Annotated in this window: 22 protein-coding genes and 1 other RNA gene; 12 read left to right on the forward strand and 11 right to left on the reverse strand. The window is 60.0% G+C overall.

Annotated elements, in window-relative coordinates; genetic code table 11:
* The first annotated feature begins 9 nt into the window (after positions 1-9).
* From pknB to spoIVA, 5 genes are all read left to right on the forward strand, one after another.
* Positions 10-2,037, forward strand: coding sequence for a Stk1 family PASTA domain-containing Ser/Thr kinase (gene pknB / locus NFR87_RS03705; RefSeq protein WP_251446539.1), 2,028 nt, complete (start codon positions 10-12; stop codon positions 2,035-2,037).
* Positions 2,037-2,909, forward strand: a complete 873-nt coding sequence (gene rsgA / locus NFR87_RS03710) for a ribosome small subunit-dependent GTPase A (RefSeq protein WP_251446543.1) — start codon at positions 2,037-2,039, stop codon at positions 2,907-2,909. The genes pknB and rsgA overlap by 1 nt, the downstream gene beginning before the upstream one ends.
* Positions 2,910-2,980: 71 nt before the next feature.
* The gene (locus NFR87_RS03715; RefSeq protein WP_251446546.1) at positions 2,981-3,151 is read left to right on the forward strand and encodes a hypothetical protein; all 171 of its coding nucleotides are present in this window, start codon (positions 2,981-2,983) and stop codon (positions 3,149-3,151) included.
* Between the two features lie 147 nt (positions 3,152-3,298).
* Complete coding sequence (locus NFR87_RS03720; RefSeq protein WP_251446549.1) at positions 3,299-4,825, forward strand: DUF3794 and LysM peptidoglycan-binding domain-containing protein; 1,527 nt, start codon at positions 3,299-3,301, stop codon at positions 4,823-4,825.
* A gap of 14 nt (positions 4,826-4,839) precedes the next feature.
* Entirely contained in the window at positions 4,840-6,318 is a 1,479-nt protein-coding gene (gene spoIVA / locus NFR87_RS03725; protein WP_251446552.1) for a stage IV sporulation protein A, read from the forward strand.
* Positions 6,319-6,372: 54 nt separating this feature from the next.
* Here spoIVA and NFR87_RS03730 read toward each other — a convergent pair whose 3' ends face one another.
* The 4 genes from NFR87_RS03730 to NFR87_RS03745 all read right to left on the reverse strand — a co-directional run bounded on the left by NFR87_RS03730 (position 6,373) and on the right by NFR87_RS03745 (position 11,211).
* On the reverse strand, positions 6,373-7,284 hold the full coding sequence (locus NFR87_RS03730) for an EamA family transporter (RefSeq protein WP_251446555.1): 912 nt from the start codon (positions 7,282-7,284) through the stop codon (positions 6,373-6,375).
* 254 nt (positions 7,285-7,538) lie between these two features.
* Complete coding sequence (locus NFR87_RS03735; RefSeq protein WP_251446558.1) at positions 7,539-9,836, reverse strand: sensor histidine kinase; 2,298 nt, start codon at positions 9,834-9,836, stop codon at positions 7,539-7,541.
* Positions 9,811-10,509, reverse strand: a complete 699-nt coding sequence (locus tag NFR87_RS03740; RefSeq protein WP_251446561.1) for a response regulator transcription factor — start codon at positions 10,507-10,509, stop codon at positions 9,811-9,813. Before NFR87_RS03740 ends, NFR87_RS03735 begins: the two co-directional genes overlap by 26 nt.
* A 75-nt stretch (positions 10,510-10,584) precedes the next feature.
* A complete protein-coding gene (locus NFR87_RS03745; protein WP_251446564.1) occupies positions 10,585-11,211 on the reverse strand; it encodes a Crp/Fnr family transcriptional regulator in 627 nt (208 codons plus the stop codon).
* Between the two features lie 102 nt (positions 11,212-11,313).
* On the opposite strand from NFR87_RS03745, the gene leuC reads away from it, so the two are divergent.
* From leuC to leuB, 4 genes are read left to right on the forward strand one after another with little or no spacing between them, the layout of a single operon-like run.
* Positions 11,314-12,573, forward strand: a complete 1,260-nt coding sequence (gene leuC, locus NFR87_RS03750; protein ID WP_251446567.1) for a 3-isopropylmalate dehydratase large subunit — start codon at positions 11,314-11,316, stop codon at positions 12,571-12,573.
* A 15-nt stretch (positions 12,574-12,588) separates the two neighbouring features.
* A complete protein-coding gene (locus tag NFR87_RS03755) occupies positions 12,589-13,074 on the forward strand; it encodes a 3-isopropylmalate dehydratase small subunit (RefSeq protein ID WP_251446570.1) in 486 nt (161 codons plus the stop codon).
* Complete coding sequence (locus tag NFR87_RS03760) at positions 13,074-13,580, forward strand: GNAT family N-acetyltransferase (RefSeq protein ID WP_251446573.1); 507 nt, start codon at positions 13,074-13,076, stop codon at positions 13,578-13,580. The genes NFR87_RS03755 and NFR87_RS03760 overlap by 1 nt, the downstream gene beginning before the upstream one ends.
* Entirely contained in the window at positions 13,570-14,655 is a 1,086-nt protein-coding gene (leuB, locus tag NFR87_RS03765; protein ID WP_251446576.1) for a 3-isopropylmalate dehydrogenase, read from the forward strand. Before NFR87_RS03760 ends, leuB begins: the two co-directional genes overlap by 11 nt.
* Positions 14,656-14,696: 41 nt before the next feature.
* Here leuB and NFR87_RS03770 read toward each other — a convergent pair whose 3' ends face one another.
* Positions 14,697-15,539: a glycosyltransferase family 2 protein gene (locus NFR87_RS03770; protein ID WP_251446579.1), complete on the reverse strand. Its 843-nt coding sequence runs from the start codon at positions 15,537-15,539 to the stop codon at positions 14,697-14,699.
* Positions 15,540-15,832: 293 nt separating this feature from the next.
* Between NFR87_RS03770 and NFR87_RS03775 the strand changes: the two genes are divergently transcribed.
* From NFR87_RS03775 to ruvX, 3 genes are all read left to right on the forward strand, one after another.
* On the forward strand, positions 15,833-17,674 hold the full coding sequence (locus NFR87_RS03775; protein ID WP_251446582.1) for an S-layer homology domain-containing protein: 1,842 nt from the start codon (positions 15,833-15,835) through the stop codon (positions 17,672-17,674).
* A gap of 340 nt (positions 17,675-18,014) precedes the next feature.
* Positions 18,015-18,338, forward strand: a complete 324-nt coding sequence (gene trxA / locus NFR87_RS03780) for a thioredoxin (RefSeq protein WP_251446585.1) — start codon at positions 18,015-18,017, stop codon at positions 18,336-18,338.
* 1 nt (position 18,339) lies between these two features.
* Positions 18,340-18,759 (forward strand): Holliday junction resolvase RuvX, encoded by a 420-nt coding sequence (gene ruvX, locus NFR87_RS03785; protein WP_251446587.1) that lies wholly within the window; start codon positions 18,340-18,342, stop codon positions 18,757-18,759.
* Between the two features lie 6 nt (positions 18,760-18,765).
* Here the strand turns inward: ruvX and NFR87_RS03790 are convergent, their stop codons facing one another.
* The 6 genes from NFR87_RS03790 to NFR87_RS03815 all read right to left on the reverse strand — a co-directional run bounded on the left by NFR87_RS03790 (position 18,766) and on the right by NFR87_RS03815 (position 22,701).
* Complete coding sequence (locus tag NFR87_RS03790) at positions 18,766-19,131, reverse strand: sulfite exporter TauE/SafE family protein (protein WP_251446590.1); 366 nt, start codon at positions 19,129-19,131, stop codon at positions 18,766-18,768.
* Entirely contained in the window at positions 19,131-19,481 is a 351-nt protein-coding gene (locus NFR87_RS03795) for a sulfite exporter TauE/SafE family protein (RefSeq protein ID WP_251446669.1), read from the reverse strand. The genes NFR87_RS03790 and NFR87_RS03795 overlap by 1 nt, the downstream gene beginning before the upstream one ends.
* Before the next feature lie 52 nt (positions 19,482-19,533).
* On the reverse strand, positions 19,534-20,244 hold the full coding sequence (locus NFR87_RS03800) for a tRNA threonylcarbamoyladenosine dehydratase (protein WP_251446595.1): 711 nt from the start codon (positions 20,242-20,244) through the stop codon (positions 19,534-19,536).
* 65 nt (positions 20,245-20,309) lie between these two features.
* Positions 20,310-22,025 carry a peptidylprolyl isomerase gene (locus NFR87_RS03805; RefSeq protein WP_251446598.1) on the reverse strand — a complete coding sequence of 572 codons (1,716 nt, stop codon included), beginning with the start codon at positions 22,023-22,025 and terminating at the stop codon, positions 20,310-20,312.
* A 179-nt stretch (positions 22,026-22,204) separates the two neighbouring features.
* Positions 22,205-22,395: non-coding RNA, 6S RNA (gene ssrS, locus NFR87_RS03810), on the reverse strand.
* Positions 22,396-22,398: 3 nt separating this feature from the next.
* Positions 22,399-22,701, reverse strand: coding sequence for a DUF1292 domain-containing protein (locus NFR87_RS03815; protein ID WP_251446600.1), 303 nt, complete (start codon positions 22,699-22,701; stop codon positions 22,399-22,401).
* Between the last annotated feature and the right edge of the window lie 186 nt (positions 22,702-22,887).

Genomic DNA, 22,887 nt, shown 5'->3' on the forward strand with positions numbered 1-22,887 from the left:
GAACGAACTATGGATCAGTACATAGGGAAATTCCTCGACAATCGATATGAGATCCTGGAGCGTATCGGCTCCGGCGGCATGGCCGTGGTGTATAAGGCCAAGTGTCACTGGCTCAACCGCTTTGTGGCGGTCAAGATCCTCAAGGAGGATCTTGCCCAGGACGAGGAGTTCCGCCACCGATTCCACGAGGAGTCCCAAGCCGTTGCCATGCTCTCCCACCCCAATATCGTCTCTGTCTACGACGTATCCCGCCAGCCTGAGCTGGACTATATCGTCATGGAGCTCATTGAGGGCATCACCCTTAAGCAGTACATGCAGAAGCGGGGCGGGAAGCTCTCCTGGAAGGAATCCCTCCATTTTATCAGCCAAATTATGAAGGCCCTGTCTCACGCCCACGGCCGGGGTATCATTCACCGGGACATCAAGCCCCACAACATCATGGTTTTGCGGGATGGCAGCGTAAAGGTGGCCGATTTCGGCATTGCCCGGCTCATGTCCGCCGCCCAGAACACCATGACCCAGGAGGCGCTGGGCTCTGTACACTATATCTCTCCTGAGCAGGCCCGGGGAAGCCGGGTGGACGCCCGCAGCGACATCTATTCTGCCGGCGTGGTGCTCTACGAGATGCTCACCGGCCGCCTGCCCTATGAGGGGGATTCTCCGGTGGCGGTGGCCATCCAGCACATCAATTCCATCCCCCTGTCGCCCCGGGAACTGGATCCCTCCATCCCGGAGGCGCTGGAGGAGATCACCATGAAGGCTATGGCCTCCAACATTGACAAGCGTTACACCTCCGCCAACGATATGTTGGCCGATCTGGAGGAGTTCCGTAAAAATCCCAACATCAGCTTCGACTATACAGACGCCGATCTGCTGGTGGGGGAGGATGAGCCCACCCGTCCTGTCCAGCCTGTCTCCGCTGAGGGGGCTAAGCCCCAGCCCGCCCGGGAGGAGTCAGCTCCCCGCCGCCGTTCCCGCCCAGAGCCGGTGGAGGAGGAGTACGATGAGGACGATGGCGGCGGAAAGCGGGTTTTGGTGGTCATCGTGGCCGCACTTTTGTGTCTGGTGGGCGTGGGCGCTTTCCTCTGGAACACGGTTTTCAGCGGTATGTTTACCGCCGGCGAGACCTTTGAGGTGCCCGACCTGGTCACCGGCGTCTACACCCTGGAGGAGGCGCAGGCCCTTCCCGCCGTGACCGAGCTTGGCTTTACCGTGGAGGAGGGCCAGTATATCGTCAGCGACACTGTGCCCGCCGGACGCATCGTCAGCCAAAGCCCCGCCGCCGGAGAGCAGGTGAAGGTGGGCAATAAGACCATTACCGTAACCATCAGCTCCGGCAACGGCGGTCTTACCGTACCCGATGTTTTTAACAAGGATCGCCGTGTGGCCGAGTCTATCCTCAGAGCCGCGGGCTTGGAGGTGACCTTTGAGGAGGCGCACTCCAGCCAGATCACCAAGGACAACATTATTTCCCAAAGCCCTGAGGCCAATGTCGAGGCGGCGGAAGGGGATACCGTCACATTGGTGGTGAGCCTTGGCCCCGACGTGAAGCAGGTGCCCATGATCGACGTTACCCGTATGACGCTGACCGACGCTACCGAGGCCATCACCAAGCTGAATCTGCGCGTCGGCGAGGTAAAGCCCGTATCCAGCGAAGAATACGCTGAGGGCCTGGTCTGTTACCAGAGCGTTCCCCTCAACACCTCCATTCCCGAGGGTACTGTAATCAACCTTCAGGTGAGCACCGGCCCCGACATCACGAAGCCGCCGGAGGCCACCGAGTCCGCCGAGCCGCAGCCCACATCCACGCCCGCCTCTGACAGGCCCCGCACCAAGAGCGGCACAGTGGATCTGCCCAACGACCGGGAGAGCGTCACTGTCCGGGTCACTGTGGGCGGTGTGGAGCAGCGCAACGATCCAGTAGATACCCGGATGCGGGTATACCGCTTCAATGTGGAGGGCACCGGGCTTCAGGAGATCCTGGTCTTTATCGACGACGTACAGGTCAAGAGCTATATCGAAGACTTCACCAGCTGATGGAGGGTATCATTCATAAGGCCCTGTCCGGCTTCTACTATGTAGACTGCGGCGGAGAGAGCGTCACCTGCCGGGCCAGGGGAAAGTTTCGCCACGAAAAGCTCACGCCGTTGGTGGGTGACCGGGTCTCCGTCTCCCTTCTGCCTGACGGCGCCGGCACTATAGACGCCGTTCTGCCCCGAAAAAATGAATTTCACCGCCCCGCGGTGGCCAACATCGACACGCTGGTGATCATCTGCTCCGGCGCCATCCCGGTCACAGACCCCTTCCTTATCGACCGGGTGGTGGCCATGGCGGAGCGGCGGAAGTGCGAGAGCGTTATCTGTTTCAACAAGTGGGATCTGGAGCAGCCCCAAACCTTATATGAGACCTACCGGGAGGCCGGGTTCCCGACCCTCCGGGTCAGCGCGGAGACAGGGGAGGGCATCCAAGCTCTCTCCGACCTGATCGCCGGAAAGGTCTGCGCCTTTACGGGCAACTCCGGTGTGGGGAAGTCCAGCATTTTGAACCGGTTGGAGCCGGACGTTGTCCGCCCGGTAGGGCAGGTCAGCGAGAAGCTGGGCCGGGGCCGGCACACCACCCGGCATGTGGAGCTTTTCCGGCTGAAGAATGAGGCGGTGGTGGCCGACACGCCGGGATTTTCCTCCTTTGAGGAGGGGGCGGACTGTCCCCCGGAGGAGCTGCAATACGCCTTTCGGGAATTCCTTCCCTATTTGGACAACTGTCAGTTTCTGGACTGTGCGCACGTGAAGGAGAAGGGCTGCGCCGTGCTGGCGGCCCTGCGCGAGGGCAAGATCGCCCAGAGCCGCCATGACAGCTATGTCCGCCTCTACCAGCAGGCCCGTTCTGTACCGGAATGGCAGCGAAAATAAATCAAAAACGCACCACAGGCCGTCTTCTTTCGTATACTGAGGTATCTCAGCAACGGAAGGAGGCGGCTTTTATGCTGTCTGCGGAAATGAAGCGCGACCTGGCTTTGGCGGCGGCCTGCACCGGCGGTATTGCGATACTGCTGGCCCCGGCCAGCGTAGTCACTCTGGGCATTGGCCTTGCGGTGGGCTACAAGGGCCAGGATACCATCAAGGCCCTGCTGGAAGGGGGTGGAAAGGCATGAGGATCGTCGTGGTGAAGTCCCCCAAGGCCCTGCGGGGCATTTTGCGCCGGTTGTTCCATTTGAAATGAGACATACCTTCCACCCCTTGTTCATATAGATGCACAGAAGAAAGAGGCGGGAAGCCTGTGCAAGGAGTGGAATACGCTTATGGAATTGGAATTGGATCGGATCCAGCTCTACGGCTTTGACGCGGTGCTGGACACTGCCCTCCCCAGGGAGGAGACATTGGAAATGATCGTACCGGATGCCTGCCCCGATATTCTCCGGGTGGTGGACACCGACGGGAAGGTGCTGCTCAGCCGGCGGGAGGCCATGGATGGCCGGGCGGAGCTGTCAGGCGCTTTCAAGGTGTCTGTCCTCTATGTTCCCGACGGGGAGAGCGGCCTGCGGCATCTGGATGTAACCATCCCCTTTACCTGTGCCGCGGAACACAAGGACATCACCCCCGGCTGCTGTGTGGTAGCCTGCGCCCGGCTTTGCCGGGGAGACACCCGGGCCATAAATCCCAGAAAGGTGCTGGTACGGGCGGAGGCCGTTATCGACATCACCGTATTCTCCCCCCGGAGCGATGCCATCTGCGGCCGGGTGCTGGAGGCCGAAACGCTTGGCGTGGAACAGCTCACTGAAACGCAAGAGGTTTATCTTACCGCCTGTGTGCAGGAAAAGCCCTTCTCCTGCAGCGACGAGGTCACGCTCTCTGTAAGCAAATCTGCCCCGGCGGAGCTCTTGAAGAGCCGGGTGTGCCTCAGCCGCGGGGATGCCAAGATCATCGGCAACAAGCTCATTTTCAAGGGCAGCGCCAATCTCTCCCTGCTTTACCGCGGCGAGGATGACGGACTCTATACCGCTTCGGCGGAGCTGCCCTTCTCCCAGATCATGGAGGTCTCCGGAGTGGGGGAGGACGCCGAATGTGAGCTGACGCTGGCCCTTGCGGGGATCGACTGTGCGCTGAACAATGGCGGCGAAGAGAGACTGGTAACTGTGAACATGGAGATCTTGGCACAGGCCGTGGTGCGGGAGCTGCGGGTGGTGGAAGTGCTCTCCGATGCCTACAGCACCAAGGAGCACCTCATGGCGGAGTGGACCAGCTGCGCGGTGGAGGGCCGCCTCGACCGGGGCGTTCGCACCCAGAATGTCCGCGAGGTCTGGGAGGCTGTCGCCCCCATGCGTGAGGTGGTGGACTGCCGGGCCGCCGTCGGCGCCGTGGAGCGGGCCAGAGAAGGGGAGAAGCTCATCCTCAGCGCCCAGGTGGAGATCCAGGTGCTCTATCTGGGGGAGGACGGGGAGCTCTGCTCTGCCAATCATCCCGTGACCGTGCCCTGTGCCCTGGAGCTGCCTGAGGACACATTGTGCTTCTGCCAATGCGAGGTCGTGGGAGATGTGTATGTCTCCGCCGCCATGGGCGGCATCGAGGCCCGGCTCAGCCTGGACTTCCGCTTCTGCGCCCTTTCCCGGCGGCAGCTCACCAGTCTTTCCGACCTTCGGCCGGGAGAGGCCCCGGAGTGTGACGGAGAGCAGCCCTCTCTCGTGCTTCGGATGCTGGAGGGCGGCGAGCGGCTTTGGGACGTGGCTAAGGCCTACGGCACCACCATTGGGGACATCATCAGCGCCAATGAGCTGGAGGGTGAGCACGCCGCCGCGGGCCGCCTGCTGCTCATTCCCAGGAGAAGGTAAAGGGGGAGAGGAAGATGGAAGACAACAAGCTTTATGACGACATTGCCCAGCGCACCGGGGGCGACATCTATATCGGGGTGGTGGGCCCTGTCCGAACGGGGAAATCCACCTTTATTAAGCGCTTCATGGAGACCCTGGTGATCCCCAACATAGAGAACGTCTACCGCCGGGAGCGGGCCCGCGACGAACTGCCCCAGTCCGGTTCCGGCCGGACGGTGATGACTGCTGAGCCCAAGTTCGTTCCCGAGGAGGCGGTACGGGTGGACATGAGCGACGGAGCGTCCTTCTCCGTGCGCCTCATCGACTGTGTGGGCTATATGGTGCCCGGCGCGGCGGGTCAAACCGAGGACGACGCGCCCCGGATGGTCACTACTCCATGGTTCGATCACCCGGTCTCTATGACTGAGGCAGCCGAAGCAGGCACCCGAAAGGTCATTGCCGAGCACTCCACCATCGGCGTGGTCGTCACCACCGACGGCACCATCACCGATATTCCCAGAGAGGATTACCTGGAGGCGGAGAGCCGGGTCATCGGGGAGCTCAAGGCCCTGGGCAAGCCTTTCCTGGTGCTTCTCAATTCCGCCTATCCCGACTCCGACCGGGCCAAGGCCATCCAGGCCGACATCAGCGACCGTTACGACGTAAGTTGTATCCGCTGCAACTGCCTGGAGCTGGGTGAGGAGGATGTGACCGCCATTATCCGCTCCGTACTCTACGAGTTCCCGGTCAAGGAGATGGATCTCTTCCTGCCGCCCTGGATCGACGCCCTGCCCTATGACCACCCCATCAAAAGCGAGCTCTACGCCGCCATTCGGGAGGGGGCCGGAACCCTGCGCCGGGTGCGGGACGTGGAGAGCTCTATGGCCGCCATCGGCGCCTGTGAGACGGTAAGCAGTGCCCGGGTGACCTCCATCGACCTGGGCTCCGGCCGGGCCATGGCAAGCCTGGAGCTGCCCCGTGGGCTCTTCTACGATACCATTTCCGCCCAGTCCGGCTTCGCCATCGCCGACGACGGCGATCTGATGAGCCTGCTTACAGAGCTGGCCGGGGTGAAGCGGGAGTATGACAAGGTCGCTGACGCCATCGCCCAGGTGCGGGAGACGGGCTACGGCATCGTCGCCCCTGGAGCGGAAGAGCTTCGCCTGGAGGAGCCGGAGATCGTCAAGCAGGGCGGCCGGTACGGCGTACGGCTGAAGGCCAGCGCCCCCAGCATCCACATGATCCGGGCAGATATCGAAACGGAGGTCTCGCCCCTCATGGGCAGTGAGAAACAGTCCGAGGAGATGGTGGGCTATCTCCTGCAGGAATTCGAGGGGGACACGGCCCGCATCTGGGAGTCCAATATCTTCGGGAAATCTTTCCACGACCTGGTGAGTGAGGATCTGAACACCAAGCTCAAGCGGATGCCAGAGGACGCCAGAGACAAACTGCGGGAGACACTGCAAAGAGTGATCAACGAGGGCTCCGGCGGCTTGATCTGCATCATTTTGTAAATAAAAAGAGCCTGAAAACCGAGGTTTTCAGGCTCTTTTCTGCGCTTTCTATTCTCACTCCTGACCCAGGATAACGATGCCCACCGCCGCCACGGCGATCACGGCGTATTGGGCCCGGGTCAGCTTCTCCTTTAGGAAGAGGCGGCTCCACAGCAGGGAGGCCACACAATAAGAGGATATCATGGGGGCGGCCACGATGGCGTTGGCCCCGATGGCATAGATGTAGGCAAACTGGCCCGCGGTCTCACACAGGGCGGCAATGAGCTTAGGCCGCTCTCTGGGAACCTCAAATTTCCCCTTGCGGATGAAAACCACATAGACGAAGGCAAAGACGGCCATGAGCAGGAACGTCAGCTCATAGGCGATATTGGCCTGGGCCTCGGCAATGACCCCCGTGCCGGCCTCCTCATCCAACAGGAGCATGGCGTCCACAAAGGTACCCAGGCCGTCAATGAGGCAGTAGAGCAGGGGGAAGGTAATGGCGATGATGCTGTGAGTATGCTTTCTGTCCGCTGCAACGCCCTCCAGCATCCGCTGGGCGTCGTCCTTGCGCTTTTCGATGACGGACAGGGCAAAGACGCCGACGCAGACCAAAACCACGCCCAGAAGCTGAATGGCGGACATGGTCTCACCCAGGAAAAAGAAGCACAGCAGCGCGGCCACGGCCCCGGAGGAGTTACACACAGGGGAAGAGACAGACAGCTCGATATACCGAAGGCCCACATAGCCCAGGATCATGGACAGGATGTAGCAGAAGGAGGCGGGGAGATAGGTGATGATATCCACGGGGGAGAATGGGGTGCCGGTGGCGATCATGACGATGGCGTGGATGCCCATGACACCGCCTACGGCCATGACCATCTTCCAGTGGCTATAAGGATCGTCGCTCTTGGAGCCCATCTTGGAAAAAAGGTCGGAGCCGCTCCAGAAAAGAATCGCGATCAGGGTAAGAATAAACCAATTCATTCTAATTTTCGTCCTTTCCAGTTAAAAATGTACATAGAGGAAAAAGGACGAGGCCGGGGGCGGCCTGCGGGGGAACCGGGGATTGTGCCAGCAGGAAAAGCGCCGGGTAGATTTGTGATTCACGGACAGGCCGCCTCCTTTCATGGGCTTTTTGACCCAACAAATTGGTATTATAGTGGATTTTGTCTATGAAAGCAATCCTTACTTTTCAGAAAAAGCGGGGCGGAGGATTTCCTCCGCCCCGCAGGGAACGTTTATTCTGTGAATTCCGCATCCATGACCGCCGGGAGGCCCCCGTGATCCCCGGCAAGGGGAAATTCTGCCGTGACCACAAAGAGGTCGGCCACCGGCTCCACCCGCAGAACACCGCCGCAGGCGGCGGTGAAGCTCTCCGCAATGGCCAGCCCCAAGCCGCTGCCGCCGTCGGTGCGGCTCTCGTCGCCCCGGACGAACCGGGCGGTAAAGTCAACGCCCTCAGGCAACTCGGTCTTGGAGGTGTTCTTCACCGACACCACCGCTTTTCCCGCCGCCTGGGTGAGAGTCAGATAGACCCGGGAGCCCTCCAGGGCGTATTTCAGGGCGTTTTGAAGCAGGTTCTGGAACACCCGGTAGAGCCGGTCGCCGTCGGCCACGATGGTCACCGGCTCCTCCGGCAGGTTCTCCCGCAGAGTGACGGGAGCGGCCTCGATAGCCTGGGCCATGTCGGCGGTGGTCTGCCGCAGCAGTTTGGCAAGATCCAGCGCCTCCAGCTTTACCGGCAGATCTCCCGAGGCGGCCTTGCTCACCTCGAACACGTCCAGCACCATGCTCCGCAGCCGCTCCGCCTTCTGGGCCAGGATGTCCACATATTCCCCGGCGGGAGGCTCCAGCTTCTCCTGCTTCAAAAGTTCGGCGTAGCTGATGATGGAGGTGAGGGGGGTCTTGAGATCGTGGGACACGTTGGTGACCAGCTCCACCTTCATCCGCTCGCTGCGGGTCTGCTCCTCCACCGCACGGGCCATGCCCTGCTGGATGTCGCCCAGCTCCTCCATGGAGCGCCGCAGGTCGCCGTCCTCAGGCAGGGGGAGGGAGGATGTCAGGCTTCCATCCTTTACAGCTCTGATCTGTTCGGTGAGAGAGCCCAGATCGCCCCAAAGCCTCCGCAGCCGGGCGGAGTATAGGACCGTGGCGATCAAAAGAAGAGAAGGCGGAAGCAAAAACAGCCACACCACATCCAGACGAAGAGAGCCGAAGGAGAGATAGTAGACCAGAAGGTTCAAAGTGACGGCGCAGAGACCCACGGCGGTCAGGGCCATCAACCCCGCCAATCGGCTCAGCCGTCTCTGGATGGGCAGTTTCAGCCCCCGGGCCGTCAGCATCCCACAGATGCCATGCCGCCAGGGCTTGTCCCCATAGCGCAGGTCGTTGACAAACAGCCAGCCGCTCCAGAAGACCAGCAGGACCGTCCACGGCCGCGCCAGAATCTCATTGAGATAGGAGCGCAGGAACCAGGGGTACTGATAGGCTACCGCCTCCTCCCAGATCCCGGCATAGCTCACCTCCTGCACCAGATAACGCATTTCCTCCGTCAGGGGAAACAGGGCCACGGCCAGCGCCCCTAGGAGCAGCAGGAGCTTGACCTCGAACCAGATATGTCCTGTAAAGCGGGCGATGGCCCGGTCTGCCAGAGGCTTGTCCCGGCGCAGCAGAAGCCAGACCGCCAGCAGGCAGATCCCGATCCCCGCCTGTATAGCACCATAGACCACCAGGTTTTGCCGGCGCTCCCGCCAGTTCTTCTCCAGGTAATAGAGCCGGTTACACCGCCACTGGTTCCCCTGGGAGCTATAATTGCCCTTGATATAGAGGGCTGGCTCGTCAGCCACGGCGATGGAGACAGTCACGCCCCGGGCCTCCTCATCGGCCCGAAAGTTACTGTACCCTGGCAAATACCAATGCTGTCCATCCTCCTGGTATACGCCATCCCCATAAAGGTCAACGGGGGAGCCGTTCTTTATGGCGGAGCACTTGCTGCCGTCGAAGGAGAGGAGAAAGCCATACCCCTGGGCGGGATACTGGGAGATATCTTCCGTATTGCTGTAAAGGACTTTCCCATCCCGGGAGATGGAGTAGAGGAGATTCCGGTCCTCCTGAAGGATCTTGTTCCAAGCCTCCGCCTCCTTCTTCCACCTCTCCCGGTCGCTCTCGGTGGGCTGGTAGTCGCTGACGGGGTAGCCGTCAAAATACCATACATCATCCTGCTGGATGACAGCGGTGGCTTCCTTCTCGATCAGAAAGGTGTCCTCGGCGTATACGTCATAATAGTCGTAATAGTACCCGTTCAACGGCCCGCCCGCCCCCATGGCGATAAAGCGGTTCATCATCTCTGACAGGTAGGAGCGGAAGGCTTCCGTCTCCTGAAAATCGGACTGGAGGGCGCTTTCCAGCCTGTCCCGCCCACCCTCGCTGAAGAGATTCCCCGCGATGGGCAGCAGAGAGGAGAGCACCAAGCTCACCCCCAGGGCAAAACCGGCAAAGCCCAGAATTGCTTTAGATTTTTTCCATTTTGTATCCAATGCCCCACACCACCTTCAAGTATTCTGGTTCCTTGGGATTGAGCTCGATCTTCTCCCGGATCCGCCGTATGTGTACCATTACCGTATTTTCCGGGGCGTAGGCAGTCTCCTCATCCCAAACACGGCGGTAGATCTCCTCGGCGGGAAAGATGCGGCCCAAATTACGCATGAGCAGATCTATGATCTTCGTCTCAGTGGCGGTGAGCTTTACCGCCTCCCCGTCGGCCCGGAGAACGCGGCTTTCCGAATCATAGGAAAGGCGGCCCGTCTCAAAACGGGCGCTCTGGGCGGCGTTTACGTCCCCCAGGCGGGTATAGCGGCGCAGGTGGCTCTTTACCCGGGCCACCAGCTCCTGGGGATGGAAGGGCTTGGCTACATAGTCGTCCGCCCCCATAGAAAGGCCCAGTACCTTGTCGGTGTCCTCGCTCTTGGCGGAGAGAACGATGATCGGCAGGTTCCGGCGCTCCCGAATACGGAGGACTGCGGACAGGCCGTCCAGGCGCGGCATCATCACGTCCATGAGGATGAGCCGCAGGTCGGGAGCCACCGCCTTATCCAGAGCCTCCATGCCGTCGTAGGCCCGCATGACCTCATACCCCTCTGCCTCCAGCAGCAGGGCGATTGCGCCGACGATCTCTTTGTCGTCGTCCACCACTAAGATCTTTTCGCTCATAAGTGACCTCCTTGAACCAGGGCAAGTATAACAGCTCATTCTGTCAAACAACTTGACAGGGCTCTTACAAATTTCTTACAGTTCTTCCTTGCCCTGGGCAAAGTCTTCCAGGGCGGGACGGTCTAAAATACGGATGGCGCCGTAGCCTGTTCCGATCCAGCCCCGGGCGGCAAAGCGGGAAAGGACACGGCTCACCGTCACCCGGCTGGCCCCCACGGCGGTGCCCAGCTCCTCATGGGTAGTGCGCAGCTGCGCACCGGAGCCCGCCTGGCGCAGCAGGGTTCCCGCCAAACGACGGTCTGCGGAACGGAAGGAGATGTCGTCCACATGGCTGGAGAGAAGGCGCACCGTTCGGGCCAGATAGCGCAGCAGGGGAAGGGCAAGCTCCGGATGTGTCCGGAGGATGTGCTCCAGCCGCGGGCCATCCACTGAGATGACCTGACATTCCGTCACCGCTATGGCGGAGGAGACCCGGGGAGACTGATCGAAAAAGGACGCCTCGCCCATCAGGTCTCCGGCATGGTGGAGGGTCAGCAGACGCTCCGTCCCCTCCGGGGAGCTGATGAAGCTTCGAGCCGTCCCACTCTCCAGAAAATAGAACTCCGCGGGGACTGTATTTTGTAAATAGATAAACTGCCCCGGATCGTAACGGCGGGGCGATTGCCCCTGGGCCAAAAGGGCCAAAATCTGCTTCGATTCCATGATTCTGCCGCCTCCTTTCACGAGATTGTATCACAGTTTACATTCTTTTGGCAAGGACTCTGTCATACTGAGATCAATCAAGCTTCAGAGGAGGGACTTCACATGGGAATGACCATGACCCAAAAGATTTTGGCAAAGCACGCCGGGCTGGCGGAGGTAAAGGCCGGTCAGCTTATCGAGGCCAAGCTGGATCTGGTGCTTGGCAACGACATCACCACGCCGGTCGCCATCACCGAATTTGAGAAGGCGGGGCTGACCCAGGTCTTTGATAAGGACAAGATCGCCATTGTCCTGGATCACTCCACCCCCTGCAAGGACATCAAGTCCGCCCAGCTGTGCGCCCAGTCCAGAGATTTCGCCAAAAAGTACGCCATTACCCATTTCTACGATGTGGGCCAGGTGGGCATCGAGCACGCCCTGCTGCCGGAAAAGGGCCTGTGCGCCCCCGGCGAGGCCATTATCGGCGCGGACTCCCACACTTGTACTTACGGAGCGCTGGGAGCCTTCTCCACGGGAGTGGGTTCCACTGACATGGCCGCCGGCATGGCCACGGGCCTTTCCTGGTTCAAGGTGCCCGCCGCCATCCGGGTGACTTTGAAGGGAAAGCTCCAGCCCTATGTCTCCGGCAAGGATGTGATCCTCCATCTCATCGGTATGATCGGGGTGGACGGAGCCCTCTACAAGTCCCTGGAGTTTGCCGGGGAAGGGGTCGGGGAGCTCTCCATGGACGACCGGTTCACCATCTCCAACATGGCCATCGAGGCCGGCGCCAAGAATGGCATTTTCCCCGTGGACGACAAGACCAGGGCGTATCTGAACGGCCGTGTATCCCGGCCTTGGGAGGCTGTTGAACCTGACGGGGACGCGGTCTACGAAAGGGAAGTGGTCATCGACCTGTCCACCCTGCGGCCCACCGTGTCCCTGCCCCATCTGCCCTCCAACACCAAGACGGTGGACGAGGTGGCGGGTATGCCTGTCCAGCAGGTGGTCATTGGCTCCTGCACCAACGGACGGCTGAAGGACTTGGCGGAGGCGGCCTCCATTTTGAAGGGCAGGCAGGTGGCGCAGGGGATCCGCTGTATCGTCATCCCCGCCACCCAGCAGATCTATATGGACGCCATGAAGGCAGGCTATCTGGAGACCTTTATCACCGCTGGCTGCGCTGTCTCCACCCCCACCTGCGGCCCCTGTCTGGGCGGCCACATGGGGGTCATGGCCGCCGGAGAGCGGTGCGTATCCACCACCAACCGGAACTTTGTGGGCCGGATGGGAGACACCAGCTCCGAGGTCATCCTGACCTCTCCCGCCGTGGCGGCCGCATCCGCCATCGCCGGGTGCGTGGCCGATCCCGGCAAGATTTGATGGAGGTGTAAAGGCATGAAGATTTATAAATATGGCGACAATGTGGATACCGATGTGATCATCCCCGCCCGGCATTTGAACGATCCGGATCCCAAGGCCCTGGCCTCTCACTGTATGGAGGACATCGACAAAGATTTTGCCGGGACGGTGGAGCAGGGGGACATCATGGTGGGCGGCGCCAACTTTGGCTGCGGCTCCTCCCGTGAGCACGCTCCCCTGGCCATTAAGGCCAGCGGGGTGAAGTGCGTCATTGCCAAGAGCTACGCCCGCATTTTCTATCGCAACGCCATCAACATCGGTCTGCCCATCCTGGAGTGTCCCAAGGCTGCGGAAGATATCCAGACCGGGGACACGGTGTGCGTTGACTTCTCCACCGGGGTCATTTCTGACGAGACCCAGGGGAAGACCTGGCAGGCCGCTCCCCTCCCGGAGTTTATCGAGAATATTGTCCAAAGCGGAGGACTGCTCAAGTCTTTGAAGGCCAGGGGCGCGGCGAAATAATGGAAATTACAGTTCGAGGCTACAGGGCCGCAGATGTGCCTGCCATGGCCGATATTTGGAACCAGGTGGTGGCGGAGGGGGTGGCCTTTCCTCAGGAAGCGCCCCTCACCGAGACTGACGCCGCCGAGTTTTTTGCCCAGCAGAGCTGGTGCGGCGTGGCGGAAGCCGACAGTGAAGTGCTTGGCCTTTACATTTTGCATCCCAACAATGTGGGCCGGTGCGGACATATCTGCAACGCCAGCTATGCTGTAGATTCCAAGCGCCGCGGAGCACACATCGGGGAGAAGCTGGTGCTGGACTGCATCGCGCAGGGGCGAGCCCTGGGATTCCGCATTTTGCAGTTCAACGCCGTGGTGTGCACCAACCTCCGGGCCCGCCGCCTGTATGAGCGGCTGGGCTTCCGGCAGCTGGGTGTGATCCCTGGCGGGTTCCGCCTCAATGGCAACCGTTATGTGGATATTTGTCCTTATTACATTGAATTGGGAGATGGAGCAAATGCAGTATAAAATCGCGCTCATCCGGGGCGACGGGATCGGCCCCGAGGTTGTCAATGAGGCCGTGGAGGTCATCAATGTTGTGGCGAAAAAGTACGGCCATACCGTTGAATATATGGACGTACTGCTGGGCGGCTGCGCCACCGACGCGGTGGGGAAGAGCTACCCGGACGGCACAGCAGAGAAATGCAGGGCCTGTGATGCGGTGCTTTTGGGTGCTGTGGGCGGGCCCAAATGGGGCCCGGACAAGCCCGCCGAGCAGCGGCCGGAGACCGCTCTGCTGGCCATCCGCAAGGACTTGGGACTCTATGCCAACCTTCGCCCCGCCACCCTTCGTCCCGCCATGGCCGACTCCAGCCCCCTGCGCAAGGAGACCGCCGAGAAGGGCATCGACCTGATGATGGTGCGGGAGCTCACCGGCGGCATCTACTTTGGCAAACGGGGCCGGTATCAAACGGAGGATCGGGGCGTGGAAGCCACCGATCTGATGGCTTACTCCGAGAAGGAGATCGAGCGCATCGGCCGCCGGGCCTTCGAGCTGGCGCGGCTGCGCCGTGGAAAGGTGTCCAGCGTGGACAAGGCCAACGTGCTGGAGACCTCCCGGCTGTGGCGGGAGGTCATGCACCGTCTGGCCAAGGAGTATCCTGACGTGCAGTATGAGGACGTGCTGGTGGACAACTGTGCCATGCAGATTGTCCGGGATCCCGGCCAGTTTGATGTGGTGGTCACGGAGAATATGTTCGGCGACATCCTCTCCGATGAGGCCAGCATGGTCACCGGCTCTATCGGCCTGCTGCCCTCCGCCTCTATTGGAGACACGGCCCCCGGGCTTTACGAGCCTATCCACGGCTCCGCCCCCGACATCGCGGGCCAGGACAAGGCCAACCCCATGGCCACCATCCTGTCGGCGGCTATGATGTTCCGTTATTCCTTCCAGCGCAGGGAAGAGGCGGACGCCATTGAGCAGGCGGTGGACGCAGTGCTTGCCGAAGGCTGGCGCACTGCCGACATCGCCAAGCCGGGGGAGAAGGTCGTCGGTACAAAAGAGATGGGGCGGCTCATCCGGGAAAAGCTGGCCGCACTTTAAGAAATGAAGAAAAAAGACCGGAGTAAAAAGCTCCGGTCTTTTTATTCGTCATCTCCCAGCTTGGGCGCCAGCGGCGGCACCGCCCCATCCATAGCGGCGGAGAGCAGGTAACGGTAAATGCCCGCTTTCTGCTCATCGTAGAGATCCAGCTTTTGATAGAGTTTCTTGTAATAGGCAAAGGTATCGGTCTTCATTCGCACTGTCCGGCGCAGGTTGGCCTGGCTGCCGACCAGGCTACCGCCCCGCTTGAAGTAATAGTAAAGCGGCTCATCCACAAGGGCGACCAGGCGGGTGCGCTCAATATATTCCAGATTAAAGAGGAAGTCCTCGCCCCAACTGGCCTGAGGGTCAAAACGGAGGCGGGCTGCCTCCACAATATAGCGGCGGTAAAATTTGTTCCACAGCACGCCGTAATAGTAATTCGCCGGGGCCTTCATCATCTGCTCGGCATACTCCCGTCGGGTGAGGACACCGGAGCCCCTGATGTGCCCACGGCTGACCATTCGCTCGCCCGCCACCCGGTAGAAGTGGCTCACCACCAGGTCGCCGCCGGTACTCTCTGCTGCGTGGAGAAACCGTTCGGTGGCGTCGGGGGTGAGCCAATCATCTCCGTCCGCGAATTGGAGAAAACGGCCCTGGGCCTGATCCAACGCTTTATTGCGACTGTCAGAGACGCCGGTATTGGATTTGTCGATCAGCCGAAAACGGCTGTCGGCGCGCTCATAGGCGCGGCAGATATAGGCAGAGGCGTCGTCGCTGCCGTCATTGACCAGCAGCACCTCTAAATTCGGGTAGGTCTGGGCCCGAATGGAGTCCAGGCACCGTTCCAAATAAGGGGCGACGTTATATACGGGAACAATGATGCTTACCAGTGCGCCATCCATAGGGATCCCTCGCCTTTCACGTTCTTTTTTGCTATTGTAGCAGTTTTTGATGCCAAAAGCAAAGTTAATGGTCGCTTAGTCATATAAAGCCAAGCATTTCCTGACAGGGAGATATCCAAATTACTACGAATTTACTACATCCGGCTCTTCCGCTCCATGGGGTTTTGCATAAATTTCCCCGCAACTATGCAGCCGGCATATTGTTTTCCCAAAAGGGTTCTGATATAATCAAAAAAAACGTGTCTTTTCCCTCTCCCTGCGGAGAGCAACTTTGAAAGTAAGGAGCAAAGCATATGAAAAAGAAAATCATATCCCTTCTGCTGGGCCTCATCCTTTGTCTGGGCCTGCTGCCCGTTGCCGCTCTGGCGGATGGCGCCCCGCTCTACGAATGGAAGAGCCAAGTCCCGGAGGATCCCGGCGCCATCACCTACGATATGGAGGTGGCCGATTTCGGCACAATGGAATACGGCTACAGGAAAGAGGACTGCCCCACCCTCACCATCTCCTTTACCAACACCAGTGACCAGACCCTATGGTATATCCACGATTTCAGTTCCAAAGGCGGCGACCGCTTTAACGTCACTGTGCCCCGGGAGGGCTGGGACAGTATCCGCCAATATCTGGTGATCCCCATCAGCACCTACGCTCTGGAGCTGAAGCCCGGCTCCTCGGCCAGTGTGAATGTGACCCCGTACACCGGATACCGGGAGAGTACCAGTTTCCCTGCCGGGGTGTATGACGGAGAGCTGGACTTCTTCTTTGCCACTTCCGACGAGCCTGTGGGCAGAAACCGGTACGACGAGCCCATCTTCGAGGGGGGCAACTACCCCCTGCCCTACCACTTTGAAATAGTCTATGACGGCTATATAGGCGGTGAGGAGGCCATGGAGCTGGACCGGGAGAGCGTGGACTTCGGCCCAGTGGAGATGGAGGACACCGTTATCGAGACCGTCTCTGTCACCAACCGGGCCAAGGTGGAGATAGAGCTGCAGGCCAAACTGGCAAGCGAGGGGACCAATCATGGGGCCTTTGAGCGGAGCGTCCAACAGTGCCTTGAACTGAAGGAGAAGCAGTGGACTCTGGCCCCCGGTGAAACGGCTCAGGTCGAAATCGTCAAGGGCACCACAGGGAACAACAAACTCCCGGGCCGGTATGATACCGAACTGGTGCTGACCTCCGAATACCGGGTGGAGGGGGGAGGCAACCTCATGTCCTACCGGGACGAGAAGGTGGTGCCCATCACCCTCACCCCGGTGAAGGGGGGCAATCTGTCCGTCTTGGTGCAGCTGGAGTCCCCCCAGGGCCCCTCGGGGTATTTCACCTCCGCCGACGGAGCCACGACATACTGGGGCAACGAGAACATCGACGTGCCCTACGGCGGGGATCTGTCCCTGAACATTGTCCCCTTTGTCCCCGAGCATGGTTACGTTCTGGCGATACAGCAGTTTAGCAGCAGCTCCAGCTACCACTATGTGGGCCATGACACTACCCTTCTGGCCCAGGATGTGACGGACAGACAACATTACCTGGTGAGCATCGCCTCCTGCGCCGTGCCCCCCGCCGACTGGGCCCGGGACGCGGTGGGCAGAGCCTACTCCCTGGGCATCTTCTCCCCCGGCGGCGATATGCCGGGTCTTGGTAGCGGGGGCGACCACGGCGTCAACGGGAAGATACCCGACTCCTCCTACGCCGCCCCCATCACCCGGAAGGATTTCTGCAATCTGGCCATGGAGATTTATCTTAAGCTGCGGCCCGAGGAGTATCGCCAGCTTCCGAACTCCCTGCCCACCTCTTTCACCGACACGGACGACATGAACGTCCGCCAGCTGGCCTATCTGGGGGTCATCACCGGCGTGGGAGATGAAAAATTTGACCCCGACGGTCAGCTGACAAGAGAGCAGGCCGCCGCCATCCTCTCCCGGCTGGCGGGGGTGCTGGACATCGATCTGGACAAGGCTGCCCCCACCTTTGACGACAATGGCTCCATCTCCCCCTGGGCCAGCGAGGCCGTGGGAGAGATGCAGGCCGCCGGCATTATGGGCGGTTTTGGCAATAACCAGTTCGGCCCCCAGGGAACTTATAGCTGGGAGCAGTCCATCGCCACCCTCATGCGGATTTACGATATGACGATGTAAGCTCTGCCGGAACATTTTAGCCATATCCTGATTGAATCAAAGAAAGGATGGGCGTTCCATCTCCCGCCTTTCCCACTTTCCGTACTACCGCTACAGGTAAAAGGATGGAAAGATACGCTGAGATATGCGATGAGATCATCTACCGAACAAATAGAGGCAACACCTGAAAATACAGGTGTTGCCTCTATTTGTAAAGATATGTAACGTTAAATTGAAAAGGGGCTATTCTTTGGCGGCAAAGAAAAGTCTTGACAATGGAGATGACATATACGATAATCTGAAAAAGAATATTTGCTTTTTCCTTACAAACACTAAGGGGCAAGAAAGGCAGGTAATTACTATGGCACTGATCCATTTTAACACCCAGGGCTTTGACAGAGCCCGTGATTCCGACATCCCTGTCCTGGTGGATTTCTGGGCCACCTGGTGCGGCCCCTGCCAGATGCTGGGGCCCGTCATCGAGCAGCTGGCGGAGGAGTACGAGGGCAAGGACGTGGTCATCGGCAAGGTGGACGTGGACGAAAACCCGGACTTGGCCGCCCGCTACGGCGTTATGAGCGTGCCCACGGTCATCCTCTTCAAGGACGGAGCGGAAGTGGAGCGGAAGGTGGGCGTCATGCCCTTCGACGTGTACGCCGAGCTTCTGGACGGCACCCTGAGCTGATATGCGCGTTATGGCCATCGACTACGGCGACGCCAGGACAGGCGTCGCCGTATCCGATCCCACCGGACTTCTGGCGGGATTTACCACCGTGATCCAAAGCCACAGACCGGAGTGCGTCGCCGACCAGCTTGCGGCCCTTGCCAAGGCGCACGGGGTAGAGGAGCTGGTGATGGGGTTCCCGCGGAATATGGACGGCTCTGAGGGCCCCAGGGCGGAGCTGTACCGGACTTTCGCCGCTCTGGTGGAGGAGCGCACAGGTCTTCCTGTGACGCTCTGGGACGAACGGCGCACCACCATTGAGGCCCACGCCATTTTACATGAGAGCGGCAAAAAGATGAAGGCCCACAAGAAAAATGTGGACGCCGTGGCCGCCACCCTCATTTTGGAGGGCTATCTGACCAGAAAAAGACTACAGGGGTGAGTTCTCTCACCCCTGTTTTTTTCGGAAAAGCTCCCGAAGGCCAATATAGAGAAGATAGCCCCCGAAAAAGCGGCGCAGAAGCCCGACATCAAGGGCGGTGGCCGCCCAAGCGGCAGCCGCCGTTCCGGCCAGTCCCGCAAGAATGGCGGGGAGGGCTGTTCTTTTGTCGATATAGCCGTTTTTGATGTGACAGGGCAGGGCGGTTGCCGCGGTAGGGAGGAAGTAGAGCAGGTTGATCCCCTGGGCCATGTGCTGATCCACTCCGGCAAAGGCGGTCATGTAGATCAGAAGGAGGGTGCCCCCTCCCACGCCAAAGCCGGAGAGGACGCCGGTGGCCGCCCCTGCCAGAGCGGCAATGAGCCAGGCTCCCATCAGAAAAAAAGGGACTTGACGCCGCCGTAGAGGATCAGCAGAGCAAATCCCCGGCGAAGCCAGTCCATATTCAGGTTTTGAAAAAGCTTACCGCCCACAAAGCCGCCCACCAGGCCCCCTGCCAGATAGGGAAGCGCGGCCATTACATCCAGCCCGCCCCGAAGCAGGTAAATTGCGGAGGACAAGGCGCACAGGGGCAGGATGATGGCCACCGAGGTGGCAAAAGCCCTGCGCTGATCCAGACCGCATTTGTCCACCAGCATGGGCACCAGTATCATCCCGCCGCCACCGCCAAAAAAGCCGTTGACCAGTCCGGCTGCGCCGCCGGCCAGGGCGGAGCGAAGCGTCATTTTTTCCACGAAAAAATCCCCTCCCGGCCTATTTTGGCAGGGAGGGGCAGTTTTATTCGGTGATGAGGGACACGACCACATCTCCCGCCAACATGAGGCCGGCGCAGGAGGGTACCCAGGCCACGCTGCCAGGGACGCTGCGGCGGCCGGGAGGCGGCGCTTCCCGGCTTTCGGGATTTTTGGGCTCCTCCGGTGACCAGAGGACGCGGTGGTGGTGGATGCCCCGGGCGCGCAGCTCTTTGCGCACCACCCGGGCCAGAGGGCAGCCCATCGTCTTGGAGATGTCGGTGATCTGAAACCGGGTGGGATCCAGCTTGTTGCCTGTGCCCAGAGCGGAGACGATGGGCACGCCCCGCTCCAGCGCCGTCTGGATCAGATCCAGCTTGCAGGAGACCAGGTCGATAGCATCCACAATGTAGTCGTAATCTCCGGCAAAAAAAGTCTCTCGATCTTCTGGCGTGTAACGATAGACAAGTGGATAAGCCTTACAGTTCGGCGCTGCCAGGAGCACCCGCTCTGCCATTGCCTGGGCCTTGGGCTTTCCCACGGTCTCCACAGTGGCCTCCAACTGACGGTTCAGGTTGGTGACGCTGACCTCGTCGCAATCTGCCAAGGTGAGTGTGCCCACCCCGGAGCGGGCCAGGGCCTCGGCGCACCAGCTTCCTACACCGCCCAGCCCCAGTACGGCCACATGGCTCCTTGCCAGTTTTTCCATGGCAGGGCGGCCCAGGAGCATTTCTGCGCGGAGAAAGGCTTCATCCATGTTTATCGCTCCTTCCCGAAAAAAACGAGCCGCCTGGCAGACGGCTCGTTTTTCAAGTATTGGTTTTAAGCTGCGGGAGACTCCTCCGGTTCAGCGCTCTCAGCGGGGGAGGCAGAGGGGGTGGGAGTGGCGTTACTGACCTCGCCCACATACTTCATCCCGTCCGCAGAGACGGCCTCCATGGCGTCGGTAAGGTTGTTGAGCCACTCCGATTGGTCGGTGCTCTGCTTTGCCTGGATGGCGGTGCCCTTCCAGGCGGGCTCCTCAGATTTCTCGAAGTAGATCACATGCCAGCCGTAGTAGTCGGCGTCTTCTCCGTTGTGGCAGACAAGGCCGGTGTCACCGCTCTGGCGGGCGGGATCAAAGATCCAGTCATTGAAAACACCCACCATATCGCCCTTGCTGATATAGGTGTAACGACCGCCGTTGCCCCGGGAACCGCCGTCGTCGCTGTGCTCGTCGGCCAGAGCGCCAAAGCTCTCGGCCGTGGCCTCGCCGGCCTTCCACTCCTCCAGCAGTGCCTCGGCCTCGGCCTTGGCAGCATCCATGGCCTCCTGGGTGGGGGCGCCCTGAGATTCGTTCACGTCTGCGGTGTTGGGATCGTCCTCGGGCCTGTCGGCCATGATGAGGATGTGACGGACATTCACAGTGGGGTCATCGACCAGGTAGCGATCCAGGAAGAGGACTACCTGATAACCGGTGGTGGTCTCAACGGCGGTCACGTCTCCGGCCCTGCGGGCGGGATCCATGAGCCAGGAGCCGGCGGCAGCGTCGCCGGAGCTGAGGTTGCTGCCCAGAACCTGCTGCTGAAGGGAATAGCTCTCCACAGCGTAGGCGCCCTTATATGCCTCGGCCACATAGTCGGGAGCGATCTCAATGAAGGTCTTCTCCCGGTCGGAGCGGGAAGCGGCCTCCAGCTTGGATACGGCCTCGTCAGCCTTCTCCTTGGCCTGGGCCATAGCGGCGGCCTTCTCCTCGTCGGTGGCCTCCACAGCGTTGCCCTCATTGTCGGTGGAAGCGGGAACAGAGCCGTCTACCGTGAAAATGCGGTAATCATAGCTGTCCAGCGTATCGGGGTGCTCGTCGTAATAGGCCTCAAGCGCGGCGTCATCGTAAGAGATGCCCTCCTCGTGATGCTCGGAGAACTCAGAGGCCAGCATGTCGTTGGTCAGGTTGCGGACGAAGATCTTCTCGGTAACGCCCTTGCCATAGACTTGGGCAAAGTAGGAACCGCGGGTCATACCGTTCTGGGCGCAGATCAGGTCGATCTGGCTGAGCCGCTCGTCAATGGCCTCCTGGCCTTCGGCGGAGAGGGTGTACCCCTCGGCATTGGCTGCGGCGCACAGAGCAGCGGTCTGCTGCAGGTAGGACAGGGCATTTTCCCGGAAGGTGTCGGCGTAGGTCTTGCCCTCCGCCTCGTTGGACCACTGCTCTCCCTCGCTAACATTGGGGTTATAGCCCATGGAGATGCCATAGGCGGCAAACTGCTGATACTGCGCATAAGCGGAGTTTCGCGCCGCCACGTAATAGTATTGGAGGTCGGCTACGGTGTAATCCACGCCGCCTACAGTGGCGGCCACATCCTTGCCGTGATCCTTGGTGCTCAATCCGTTCCATACCAGAAGTGCCACAGCGGCGACGGCGCACACTACGCCAACGGCGGTGTAGATCGTCTTTTGCCGTTTGGCGGCCTGAGCCTCGGCCTGTTCCTTCTGCTGGCGCTGAGTCAGGCCATCGGCCATCTCAGCCTTTCGCTGCTGCTTTTTATCAGATGCGCTCATGCAGTTTTCAGTCCTCTCATTTTTTACCTGTGGCCGGGACAAGTCCCCGGCCGTCGTGCGCAAGGGCGCTCGACGCATTTTGTTATTATACAAGAAACCGCCCAACCTTGCAAGCCCCAAAGAAGGCAAAAAAAGAAAAACCGCTGTTTAAGAAGAAAAACAGCGGTTTTTGGAACAATAAAACCCCCGCCACAGCCGTGTGAACCCATTTAAAACCTGCACGTCTCCGGCAGGTGGGTCGCCTCCGTGCCGCTTTACCGCTTCCAACTTCCGGCCAAAGGCCGGGAGGCCTGCGAACCACGGCGCAAGTCAGCGTCCCGTTTTATAAATGTGGGTTTAAAAGGGCCCATCACGCACCGGGCAGGGGAGAGCTTCAGCTCTCGCCGTGGTCGTCCTCCTCCTCCTGGAAAAGGGCGTCCATAAACTGGCCGTAGACCTCCTCCAGCTCCTCCTCGGAGTCCAGGGTGGACAGCTGCTCCTCGCCGTCCACATCCACCACCTTGAGGATGATAAGGCCGGTCTCCTCCTCGGCGTCGGACTCCTCGCCGGTATCGGCGGGGAAGAAGGCCATATAGATCTGGCCGTTATATTCTATGGTGTCCACATGCTCCAGTTCAAATTCATTGCCGTCCTCGTCCGTGACGGAGATGAAATCGGGGCCAAATTCCTCACTCATGGTCAGCGCCTCGCTTTCTAATCAGTTTTAACTGCTTTTATTGTACCCTGTGCAGGCGGAAAAAGCAAGGCCGGAGGAGGCCAAAATTTTACAACGGCTACCGAAGCATTGTCACCCAATGGGCGCACAAAAATTTTTGGGGTGGACAAACAGCAAACTGGTGGTATAATATAGGGAGTATTTTTG

The sequence above is a fragment of the Vermiculatibacterium agrestimuris genome, assembly GCF_943193085.1.
Classification (GTDB): domain Bacteria; phylum Bacillota; class Clostridia; order Oscillospirales; family Oscillospiraceae; genus Vermiculatibacterium; species Vermiculatibacterium agrestimuris.

What these genes read in the sequence shown, in the direction of transcription:
- pknB (WP_251446539.1), top strand. Translation starts at nt 10, where the DNA reads ATGGATCAGTACATAGGGAAATTCCTCGACAATCGATATGAGATCCTG.
- rsgA (WP_251446543.1), top strand. Translation starts at nt 2,037, where the DNA reads ATGGAGGGTATCATTCATAAGGCCCTGTCCGGCTTCTACTATGTAGAC.
- NFR87_RS03715 (WP_251446546.1), top strand. Translation starts at nt 2,981, where the DNA reads ATGCTGTCTGCGGAAATGAAGCGCGACCTGGCTTTGGCGGCGGCCTGC.
- NFR87_RS03720 (WP_251446549.1), top strand. Translation starts at nt 3,299, where the DNA reads ATGGAATTGGAATTGGATCGGATCCAGCTCTACGGCTTTGACGCGGTG.
- spoIVA (WP_251446552.1), top strand. Translation starts at nt 4,840, where the DNA reads ATGGAAGACAACAAGCTTTATGACGACATTGCCCAGCGCACCGGGGGC.
- NFR87_RS03730 (WP_251446555.1), bottom strand. Translation starts at nt 7,284, where the DNA reads ATGAATTGGTTTATTCTTACCCTGATCGCGATTCTTTTCTGGAGCGGC.
- NFR87_RS03740 (WP_251446561.1), bottom strand. Translation starts at nt 10,509, where the DNA reads ATGAGCGAAAAGATCTTAGTGGTGGACGACGACAAAGAGATCGTCGGC.
- NFR87_RS03745 (WP_251446564.1), bottom strand. Translation starts at nt 11,211, where the DNA reads ATGGAATCGAAGCAGATTTTGGCCCTTTTGGCCCAGGGGCAATCGCCC.
- leuC (WP_251446567.1), top strand. Translation starts at nt 11,314, where the DNA reads ATGGGAATGACCATGACCCAAAAGATTTTGGCAAAGCACGCCGGGCTG.
- NFR87_RS03755 (WP_251446570.1), top strand. Translation starts at nt 12,589, where the DNA reads ATGAAGATTTATAAATATGGCGACAATGTGGATACCGATGTGATCATC.
- NFR87_RS03760 (WP_251446573.1), top strand. Translation starts at nt 13,074, where the DNA reads ATGGAAATTACAGTTCGAGGCTACAGGGCCGCAGATGTGCCTGCCATG.
- leuB (WP_251446576.1), top strand. Translation starts at nt 13,570, where the DNA reads ATGCAGTATAAAATCGCGCTCATCCGGGGCGACGGGATCGGCCCCGAG.
- NFR87_RS03770 (WP_251446579.1), bottom strand. Translation starts at nt 15,539, where the DNA reads ATGGATGGCGCACTGGTAAGCATCATTGTTCCCGTATATAACGTCGCC.
- NFR87_RS03775 (WP_251446582.1), top strand. Translation starts at nt 15,833, where the DNA reads ATGAAAAAGAAAATCATATCCCTTCTGCTGGGCCTCATCCTTTGTCTG.
- trxA (WP_251446585.1), top strand. Translation starts at nt 18,015, where the DNA reads ATGGCACTGATCCATTTTAACACCCAGGGCTTTGACAGAGCCCGTGAT.
- ruvX (WP_251446587.1), top strand. Translation starts at nt 18,340, where the DNA reads ATGCGCGTTATGGCCATCGACTACGGCGACGCCAGGACAGGCGTCGCC.
- NFR87_RS03790 (WP_251446590.1), bottom strand. Translation starts at nt 19,131, where the DNA reads ATGGGAGCCTGGCTCATTGCCGCTCTGGCAGGGGCGGCCACCGGCGTC.
- NFR87_RS03795 (WP_251446669.1), bottom strand. Translation starts at nt 19,481, where the DNA reads ATGACGCTTCGCTCCGCCCTGGCCGGCGGCGCAGCCGGACTGGTCAAC.
- NFR87_RS03800 (WP_251446595.1), bottom strand. Translation starts at nt 20,244, where the DNA reads ATGGATGAAGCCTTTCTCCGCGCAGAAATGCTCCTGGGCCGCCCTGCC.
- NFR87_RS03805 (WP_251446598.1), bottom strand. Translation starts at nt 22,025, where the DNA reads ATGAGCGCATCTGATAAAAAGCAGCAGCGAAAGGCTGAGATGGCCGAT.
- NFR87_RS03815 (WP_251446600.1), bottom strand. Translation starts at nt 22,701, where the DNA reads ATGAGTGAGGAATTTGGCCCCGATTTCATCTCCGTCACGGACGAGGAC.